General features: G+C 73.6%; 2 protein-coding genes. Both read left to right on the top strand.

From position 1 onward, the window contains the following. Positions 1 to 105: 105 nt before the first annotated feature. Positions 106 to 3,948 carry an amino acid adenylation domain-containing protein gene (locus ETD85_RS55305; RefSeq protein WP_338087259.1) on the top strand — a complete coding sequence of 1,281 codons (3,843 nt, stop codon included), beginning with the start codon at positions 106 to 108 and terminating at the stop codon, positions 3,946 to 3,948. After that, positions 3,945 to 10,449, top strand: a 6,505-nt coding sequence (locus tag ETD85_RS55300; protein ID WP_138697878.1) for a non-ribosomal peptide synthetase, incomplete at its 3' end; no start/stop codon positions are given. The genes ETD85_RS55305 and ETD85_RS55300, both read left to right, overlap by 4 nt.

Genomic DNA, 10,449 nt, shown 5'->3' with positions numbered 1-10,449 from the left:
GGGGAGTTGTATATCGCGGGTGTGCAGGTGGCTCGCGGGTATGTGGGGCGGCCGGATCTGACGTCGGAGCGGTTTGTGGCGTGCCCGTTTGAGGTGGGGGCGCGCATGTATCGCAGTGGTGACGTGGCGCGCTGGAACGCTGATGGGGATCTGGAGTATCTGGGCCGGGCCGACGACCAGATCAAGATTCGGGGGTTCCGGGTCGAGCCGGGCGAGGTGGAGGCGGTGGTGGCGGCGCATCCGCTGGTGGCTCAGGCGGCGGTGATCGCTCGTGAGGATGTGCCGGGTGAGGTCCGGCTGGTGGCGTATGTCGTGGGGGCTGAGGGGGTGGCTGATCTGGTGCGGCGGTTTGTGGGCGAGCGGCTGCCGGATTACATGGTGCCGTCGGTGGTGGTGGCGCTTGATGCGTTGCCGTTGACGGGTAACGGCAAGCTTGATCGTAGGGCTTTGCCTGTGCCTGAGCTGGGTGCTGGTGGGGGGCGGGTGCCGGCGACGGTGCGGGAGGAGTTGTTGTGTCAGGCGTTCGCCGAGGTTTTGGGGTTGTCTGCGGTGGGGGTGGACGAGGATTTCTTCGCTTTGGGTGGGCATTCGCTGCTGGCGGTGCGGTTGGTGAGCCGGGTGCGGGCGCTGCTGGGGGCGGAGTTGGGGTTGCCGGTGTTGTTCGAGGCGCCGTCGGTGGCGGCGTTGGCGGCGCGGCTGGGTGAGGCTGGGACGGCTCGGCTTTCGTTGACGGTGGTGGAGCGGCCGGGGCGGGTGCCGTTGTCGTATGCGCAGCAGCGGTTGTGGTTCATCGGGCAGTTGGAGGGCCCGAGTGCCACCTACAACATTCCGATCGTGGTGCGGCTCGATGGTGAGGTGGACGTCGACGCGTTGGGGTTGGCGTTGCGGGATGTGATCGAGCGGCATGAGGTGTTGCGGACGGTTTTCCCGGTCGCTGATGGCGAGCCTTACCAGCGGGTTCTTGCGCCGGATGAGCTGATCTGGCGGATGGAGCGGGTGTCGTCGGCTGATCTGGAGGTCGCCGAGGCGACAGGCTATGGCTTCGATCTGGCGTCGGAGGTGCCGATCAGGGCGTGGTTGTTCGACGAGCGGGTGCTGGTGGTGGTGATCCACCACATCGCCAGTGACGGCTGGTCACGGGCACCGCTGGCCAAGGACGTCTCCTCCGCCTACGCCGCCCGCCGCGCGGGCGCCGCGCCGCGATGGGAGCCGCTGCCCGTCCAGTACGCCGACTACGCGCTCTGGCAGCGCGAGCTGCTCGGCGACGACCAGGATCCGGACAGCGTGATCTCGCGGCAGGTCGCCTATTGGCGGGAGACCCTGGCCGGGGCGCCGGAGGAGCTGGCGCTGCCGGCGGACCGGGCCCGCCCGCCGCTGGCCTCGCACCGCGGGTACAGCGCGCCGATCGAGATCCCCACGCACATGCACGCCCGCCTGGCGGAGGTGGCGCGCGCCGAGGGCGTCACCACGTTCATGGTGGTCCAGGCCGCGCTGGCGGTGCTGCTGTCCCGGCTGGGCGCCGGGCCCGACATCCCCATCGGTACGGCCAACGCCGGCCGCACCGATGAGGCCCTGGACGATCTCGTCGGGTTCTTCATCAACACGCTGGTGCTGCGTACCGACCTGTCGGACGACCCCACGTTCCGGGAGCTGCTCGGCCGGGTGCGCCAGACCAGCCTGCAGGCCCTCGCCCACCAGGACGTGCCGTTCGAGCGGCTCGTCGAGGAGCTGGCGCCGGCCAGATCACGCGCCCGGCACCCCCTCGTCCAGGTGATGCTGACGCTGCAGAACACCGGCGAGGCCGCTCTGGAGCTGCCCGGCGCGCGGACCGGTGAGATCGCCGCCGGCGAGCCGGCCGCGAAGTTCGACCTGGACATGCGCCTGATGGAGACCTTCGGCCCCGACGGCGGCCCTACGGGGGTGCGCGGCTCGCTGATCGGCGCCGCCGACCTGTTCGATCCGGCCTCGGTCACCCGCATCGCGGCCCGGTTCACCCGGCTGCTCGGCCTCCTCCTCGACGACCCCCAAATCCGGCCAGGCTCTGTCGAACTGCTCGAACCGGACGAGCGGCGCCGCCTGCTCACCGAGTGGAACACCGCCCCGGTCCCGGCCGAGCCCGCCACCTTGCCCGAGCTGTTCGAGGCGCAGGCCGTACGCACCCCGGACGCGGTCGCCCTCGTGGCCGGCGGTGTCGCCGTGACGTACGCGGACCTCGACGCCCGCGCCAACCGGCTGGCCAGGCTGCTGATCCGGCGGGGTGTCGGACCCGAGTCGGTGGTCGGCGTCTGCCTGGAACGGGGGATCGACCTGGTGGTCGCCGCGCTCGGCGTGCTCAAGGCCGGTGGGGCGTATCTGCCGGTGGATCCGGCGTACCCGGCTGAGCGGATCGCGTACGCGCTGGCCGACGCGCGAGCCTGCCACGTCCTCAGCTCGGCCGATCTGCGCGGCCGGCTGCCGGACGGCGTGCCGTGGCTGGCCGTGCGGGACCTCGCCGGGTCCGGCGCGCCGGTCGCGGGGGAGCGGCAGGTGCTCGATCCGGAGCATCCCGCGTACGTGATCTACACCTCCGGCTCCACCGGCCGTCCCAAGGGGGTGGCGGTCACTCACGCGAACGTCACCGGCCTGTTCGCGCAGACGCGGCCGCTGTTCGGGTTCGGGCCTGACGACGTGTGGAGCTGGTTCCACTCGTTCGCGTTCGACTTCTCGGTGTGGGAGCTGTGGGGCGCGTTGCTGCACGGCGGGCGGGTCGTGGTGGTGCCGTACGCGGTGTCCCGGTCGCCGGAGCAGTTCCTCGCCCTCCTCGAACGCGAGCGCGTCACCCTGCTCAGCCAGACGCCGTCGGCGTTCTACCAGCTCACGGCCGTCGAGGAGCACCGGCCCGAAGCGGTCGCCTCGGTACGCGCCGTCGTGTTCGGTGGCGAGGCACTGGACCCCGCGCGGCTGGACGACTGGTGGGAACGCCACGGCGACGGCGTGCGCCTGGTGAACATGTACGGCATCACCGAGACCACCGTCCACGTCACCTTCCACGAGCTGCGTCCCTCCGGCGACGCGCCGGGCAGCGTGATCGGGCGCGGGCTTCCCGGACTCAGCGTGTACGTGCTGGACGAAGGGCTGCGCCCGATGCCCACCGGCAGCGTCGGCGAGGTGTACGTGTCCGGCGGCCAACTCGCCCGCGGCTACCTGGGACAGCCGGCGCTGACCGCGAGCCGGTTCGTGGCCTCCCCGTTCGAGCCGGGCCGGCGCATGTACCGGACCGGCGACCGGGCACGGTGGACCGCCGACGGCCACCTCGTCTTCGCCGGGCGGGCCGACGACCAGGTGAAGATCCGCGGGTTCCGGATCGAGCCGGGCGAGGTGCGGGCAGTGCTGGCCGGGTGCCCCCAAGTCGGGCAGGCGGCCGTGATCGCCCGCGAGGACACCCCGGGCGACGTGCGCCTGGTCGCCTACGTGACGGCCGCCGACACCTGGACCGCCGCGGAGCCCGCCGCCGACACGCTCTCCGGCGGCGCGCTGCCCGAGGTGGTGCGGCGCTTCGCGGCCGAGCGGCTGCCCGGGCACATGGTGCCGGCCGCCGTGGTCGTGCTCGACGCGTTGCCCCTGACGGTCAACGGCAAGCTCGACCGCAGGGCGCTGCCCGCGCCCCAGTACGCGGCAGGCGCCGGCCGCGCCCCCGCCGACGCCAGGGAAGAGCGGCTGTGCGAGGCGTTCGCCCAGGTACTCGGGCTGGAGAGGGTCGGTGTCGACGACGACTTCTTCGCGCTCGGCGGCCATTCGCTGCTCGCCGTGCGGCTGATGAGCCGGATCAGGACCGTGCTGGACGTCGAAGCCGACCTGGCGGCGCTGTTCGACGCGCCCACCCCGGCGGGGCTGGCCCGGCGGCTGGGCGACGAGAGATCACGGCGGCCCGTGCTGCGGCCCCTGGGCGCCGGGGAGGAGACCGAATGATCCCGTTGTCGTTCGCGCAGCGCCGGTTGTGGTTCATCGGGCAGCTCGAAGGCCCGAGCGCGACCTACAACATCCCCATCGTGCGTACGCTGCCGGGCCAGGTGGACGCCGCCGCGCTCGACGCCGCCCTCCTGGACGTGATCGGGCGGCACGAGGCGCTGCGCACGGTGGTCGCAACCGTGGACGGGGAGCCGTACCAGCACGTCGTCCCGCTCGCCGAGCTGGCGTGGGAGCTGCGGGTCGCCGACGTGGCGGACCTGGACGACGCGGTGGCGGCGGCCGGCGCGCACCCGTTCGACCTGGCGCGCGAGATCCCTATCCGGGCCTGGCTGTTCCGGGCCGGCGACGGCCGGCAGGCGCTCACCGTGGTGCTGCACCACATCGCCGGCGACGCCTGGTCGATGGGGCCGCTGACCAGGGACGTCTCCGCGGCCTACGCCGCCAGGTGCGCGGGCGGGGCGCCGGAGTGGAAGCCGCTGCCGGTCCAGTACGGCGACTACACGATGTGGCAGCGCAAGCTGCTCGGCGACGAAAGCGACCCGGACAGCGTCATGTCCCGCCAGCTCGCCTACTGGCGGACCCGGCTGCTGGGCGCACCCGTGGAGCTGACCCTGCCGTTCGACCGGCCTCGCCCGCCGGTGGCCACGTACCGGGGGCTCAGCGAACGGATGGAGATCCCGGCCGACGTGCACGCGCGGCTGGCGGCGGTGGCGCGGGCCGAGGGCGTGACCACGTTCATGGTGCTGCAGGCCGCGCTGGCGGTGCTGTTGTCGCGGCTGGGCGCGGGCACCGACCTGCCAATCGGCACGGACGTCGCCGGCCGTACCGACGAGGCCCTGGACGAGCTGGTCGGGTTCTTCGTCAACACCCTGGTCCTGCGTACGGACACCTCAGGGGATCCCACGTTCGCCGAGGTGCTCGCGCGGGTGCGGAAGACGGACGTGGCCGCGTACCAGCATCAGGACGTGCCGTTCGATAAGGTCGTCGAGGAGCTCGCGCCCGCGCGGTCGCTGGCGCGGCACCCGCTGTTCCAGGTGATGCTCACCCTGCAGAACGCCGCCAGGACCGTCGCGGACGGGCCCGCCGGGGACCGCGCTTCGGGGGCGCTGGGGGCGAAGTTCGATCTCGAGGTGGTGTTCGGCGAGGTCTTCGACACCGCCGGCGCGCCAGCGGGGATGCGCGGTGTGGTCACCGCCGCCGCCGACGTGTTCGACCAGGAGAGCGTCACGGCGCTCGCCGGCCGGCTGACGCGGGTGCTGGAGCAGGTGACCGCCGACCCGGGCACGCGCCTGAGCGCGGTGGACGTGCTCGATCCCGCCGAACGGCGGCGCGTCCTGGTGGAGTGGACCAAGGTCGCCTCGGCGGCGGTCCCGGTGCCCGACGACATGCGGCCCCTGGCCACGCGCGCGTACGTGCTGGACGAGCATCTCACCCCCACCCCGATCGGCGTCACCGGCGACCTGTACGTGGCCGCCGACGGGCGGCAGCCGGAGCGGTTCGTGGCCAACCCGTTCGCCTCCGACGGGACCCTGCTGTACCGCACCGCCCACCGCGCCAAGTGGACGACCTCCGGTGAGCTCGTCGTCGTGGCCGCGCCCCGCGAGGAGACGCCCGCGGCCGACCCGCGGCTCGTCGCCTACGTCGTACCGGCGCCAGGGGCCGTCATCGACGCGGCCGAGCTGAAGGAGTTCATCGGCCGTCACCTGCCCGCGTCGATGGTCCCCGCGGCACTGGTGACGCTCGACGAGCTCCCGCTGACGCCGAACGGCAAGATCGACACCAGGAACCTGCCGCTGCCCGACCTCACCGCGCTCGCCGCCACCGGCCGCGGCCCCGCCGACCCGCGCGAGGAGCTGGTGTGCGCCGCGTTCGCCGACGTCCTCGGCCTGGAGTCGGTCGGCGCCGAGGACGACTTCTTCGCGCTCGGCGGCCACTCGCTGCTGGCCATCCGCCTGGCGGAACGGCTGCGCGCCCGGGGCCTCGACGTGCCGGTACGCGCCCTTTTCGAAACCCCGACCCCGGCGGGCCTGGCCGCCACAGCGGGTGTGGACCGGGCGCCGGTACCCGCCAACCTGATCCCCGACGGAGCCACCCGGATCACCCCCGCCATGCTGCCCCTGGTGGACCTGACCGCCGACGAGATCGACCGCGTCGTGGCCGGCGTCGAGGGCGGCGCGCCCAACATCGCCGACGTCTACCCGCTCGCGCCGCTCCAGGAGGGGCTGCTCTTCCACCACCTGCTGGCCGAGGACGGCGGCCGGGACGCCTACGTGATGCCGACCGTGCTGGAGTTCGACACCCGCGACCGGCTCGACGCCTTCCTCGGCGCGTTGCAGCGGGTGATCGACCGCCACGACATCTACCGCACGTCCATCGTCTGGGCGGGGCTCCGCGAACCGGTCCAGGTCGTCTGGCGCCAGGCGACACTTCCCGTGCGCGAGGTGGAGTTACCGGAGCAGGACGGTGATCTGGCCGAACGGCTGGTGGCCCACGCCGGGCGGAAACTGGACGTCGGCCGTGCGCCCATGATCGACGTGCACACCACCGCCGCGCCCGGCGGCCGGTGGCTGGCGCTGGCCAGGGTGCACCACATGGTCCAGGACCACATGGCGCTGGAGGTGCTGCTCGCCGAGATCCTGGCGATCCTCTCGGGACGCGGCGGCCAGCTCGCCGAGCCCCGGCCGTTCCGCGACTTCGTGGCCCAGGCCCGCGACGCCGCGGACCGTGCCGCGCACGAACGCCACTTCGCCGAACTGCTCGGCGACGTCACCGAGCCGACCACGCCGTTCGGCCTGGTGGACGCGCGCGGCGACGGAGACGACGTCGTACGCCGGGCCGTGGCGTTCTCCGGGCAGTCGCAGCGGCGGTTGCGCGCGGTCGCCAAACGGCTGGGCGTCAGCACCGCGACACTCATGCACGTGGCCTGGGCCCGCGTGGTGGCCGCGGTGTCCGGCCGCGACGACGTGGTGTTCGGGACGGTGCTGTTCGGGCGCATGCACGCCGGCACCGGCTCCGGCCAGGTCCCGGGCCCGTACATCAACACCCTGCCGGTACGCGTGCGCACCCACGAGCTGACCGTGCTCCAAGCCGTGTCGGAACTGCGCGGCCAGCTCGCCCGGCTCCTGGAGCACGAGCACGCCTCTCTCTCGCTCGCCCAGCAGGCCAGCGGCGTGCCGCCGGAGACCCCCCTGTTCACCTCGTTCCTCAACTACCGCCACAACACCCGGCGCGGCGAGGGCGAGGGCGGCGGCCCGGACGGCATCCGGTTGCTGCTCGCCCGGGAGCGCACCAACTACCCGCTCGGCGTCGCGGTCGAGGACGACGGCGACGGGCTCGCGCTGACCGTGGACGCGGTCGCGCCCATCGACCCGGCGGCCGTCGGCAGGCTCGTCCGCACCGCCGCGGAGAACCTGGCCACCGCGCTGGAAGACACCCTCAACGGCGGCCCCGACCTGCCGCTGAGCGGCATCGACGCACTCGACGAGAGCGAGCTGCACCGGGTCCTGCGCGAATGGAACGCCACGGCGGCCAGCCTGCCGGAGGCGACGCTGCCGGAGTTGTTCGAGGCCCGGGCGGCCACCGCACCCGGCGCGATCGCCGTGGCCTCGGGCGGCGTGGAGCTGACCTACGCCGAGCTGAACCGGCGTGCCGACGGGCTCGCAGGCGAGCTGCGCGACCGGGGCGTCGGACCCGAGTCGGTGGTCGCGGTGGTCATGGAACGGGACGCCGAGCTGGTCGTCGCCCTGCTCGCCGTGCTCAAGGCCGGAGGGGCGTACCTGCCGGTCGATCCCGGGTACCCGGCCGAGCGGATCGGCTACATGCTGCGCGACGCCGCTCCAGCCGTCATCCTCGCCTCACCCGGCGTCGCCGCGCTCCTGCCGCCGTCGCCCGCCCCGATCCTCGTCCTGGACGGCACCCCCCGGCCCGTCCCTCCTCCGGCCGCCTTCGCGGGCGCCCGTTCGCCGGACAACCCGGCGTACGTGATCTACACCTCCGGCTCGACCGGCCGGCCCAAGGGTGTCGTGATCAGCCATCGGGCGCTGGCCAACCACCTGCGGGCCGCCGCCGAACGGGTGCCGCTCAGCGCGGACGACCGGCTGGTCGCGGTCACCACGGTGTCCTTCGACATCGCGGCGCTGGAGCTGTTCCTGCCGCTCGTGGCCGGCGCCCGGGTGGTGCTCGCGCCCGAGGAGACCGTACGCGAGCCGGCCGCCCTGCTCGACCTGGTACGCGGCAGCGGCGCGACGGCCATGCAGGCGGTGCCCTCTCTGTGGCGGGCGCTGCTCGACACCGGCGACTGGCCCCGCGGCGTGCGGATGCTCGTCGGTGGCGAGGCGCTGCCCGGGGAACTGGCCGCGCGCATCACGGCCATGGGGGCGCGGGCCGAGAACCTGTACGGGCCCACCGAGGCCACCATCTGGGCGACATCGGCCCAGGTGGCGGACGGGCCGGTGACGATCGGGCGGCCGTTCGCGAACACCCGCGCCTACGTACTGGACCGGGACCTGCGTCCCGTGGCGGCCGGCGTCGCCGGCGAGCTGTACCTGGCGGGCGCCCAGCTCGCCCGCGGCTACCTGCGCCGGCCTGGCCTGACGGCGGAACGTTTCGTGGCCGCCCCTTACGGGCCGGACGGCGAACGCATGTATCGGACGGGTGACCTGGCGCGCTGGCGGGCCGACGGCACCCTCGAATGCCTGGGGCGTACCGACGACCAGGTCAAGATCCGCGGGTTCCGGATCGAGCTGGGCGAGATCGAGGCCGTGCTCGAACGCCACCAGCAGGTGGCACGCGCGGCCGTGGCCGTGCGCGAGGACGCGACCGGCGGCCCCCGCCTGGTCGGGTACGTCGTACCGGTGCCCGGTCACCAGCCGGACGGCGCGGCCGTCCGCGAGCACGTGGCCGGGGACCTGCCCGCGTACATGGTGCCGTCGCCGGTGATGGTGCTCGATGCGCTGCCCCTGACGGCCAACGGCAAGGTGGACCGCAAGGCCCTGCCCGCCCCGGACCAGCGACCGGCCGGCGACCGCCGCGCCCCGGCCACCCTGCGCGAAGAGCTGCTCTGCGGCGTGTTCGCCGAGGTGCTCGGGCTGCCCGAGGTGGGCGTGGACGGCGACTTCTTCGCGCTGGGCGGGCATTCGCTGCTGGCGGTGCGGCTGATCAGCCGGGCGCGTACGGTGCTGGGCGTCGAAGTGCCGCTGCGACTGCTGTTCCAGGCACCGACGGCGGCCGGGCTGGCCGGCCGGCTGGGGAGCGCCGGGGTGGCGCGGCGGGGCGTGCGGGCCGTGGAGCCTCGCCCGGAGCGGGTGCCGTTGTCGTTCGCGCAGCGGCGGGTGTGGTTCCTCGGCCGCTTGGAGGGGCCGAGTCCCACCTACAACATCCCCGTGGTCCTGCGGCTCTCGGGCGGCGTCGATGCCGAGGCCCTGGGCGCGGCGCTGCGGGACGTGATCGAGCGGCACGAGGTGCTGCGGACGGTGTTCCCCGAGGTGGACGGGGAGCCCTACCAGCGGGTGGTGCCCGTCGCGGACCTGGACTGGGAGCTGTTCGTGAGCGCGGCCGCGGACCTCGGCGAGGCGGTGGCCGGGGCCTGCCGGCACGCCTTCGATCTTTCGGCCGAGGTGCCGGTGCGGGCGTGGTTGTTCTCGGCGGCCACGGATGAGCATGTGCTGGTGGTCGTCGTGCACCACATCGCGGGTGACGGCTGGTCGATGGGGCCGCTGGCGCGGGACGTGTCGGTGGCTTATGGCGCGCGGTGCGCGGGTGCGGCTCCGGCGTGGGAACCGTTGCCGGTGCAGTACGCCGACTACGCGTTGTGGCAGCGGGAGCTGCTGGGGGATGAGCGGGATGCGGGGAGCGTGGTCTCGCGGCAGGTGGCGTACTGGCGGGAGAGGCTTGCGGGGGCGCCGGAGGAGCTGGTGTTGCCGGTTGACCGGCCGCGTCCGGCGGTGGCGTCCCATCGGGCGGTGACGGTGCCGGTGGAGGTGCCGGCCGAGGTGCATGCGCGGGTGGTGGGGCTGGCACGGGCGGAGGGTGTCACCACGTTCATGGTGGTCCAGGCCGCGCTGGCGGTGTTGCTGTCGCGGCTGGGGGCGGGGAGCGACATTCCGATCGGGGCGGCCCATGCGGGGCGGACCGATGAGGCGTTGGAGGATCTGGTCGGGTTCTTCGTCAGCACGCTGGTGCTGCGGACCGACCTGTCCGGGAATCCCACGTTCCACGAGCTGCTGGGGCGGGTGCGGGAAGCGAGCCTGGCGGCTTTCGAGCATCAGGACGTGCCGTTCGAGCGGCTGGTGGAGGAGCTGGCGCCGGCGCGGTCGCTGGCCCGGCACCCGCTGTTCCAGGTGATGCTGACCGTGCAGAACACCGGCCGGGCGGTGCTGGAGCTGCCGGAGGTGTCGGCTGCGGGGATGCCGGTGGAGGCGGCGGCCAAGTTCGACCTGGAACTGGGACTGGCGGAGGTCATGGACCCCTCGGGGGCGCCGGCCGGGGTGCGGGGGTCGCTGG

Source organism: Nonomuraea zeae (assembly GCF_005889725.1).
GTDB classification, from domain to species: domain Bacteria; phylum Actinomycetota; class Actinomycetes; order Streptosporangiales; family Streptosporangiaceae; genus Nonomuraea; species Nonomuraea zeae.
The sequence above is the reverse complement of the archived record's forward strand: the minus strand, read 5'-3'. Positions and strand labels throughout refer to the sequence as shown.

Excerpts from the sequence above, each read along its gene's own strand:
- ETD85_RS55305 (WP_338087259.1), top strand. The coding sequence starts at position 106 with ATGTATCGCAGTGGTGACGTGGCGCGCTGGAACGCTGATGGGGATCTG.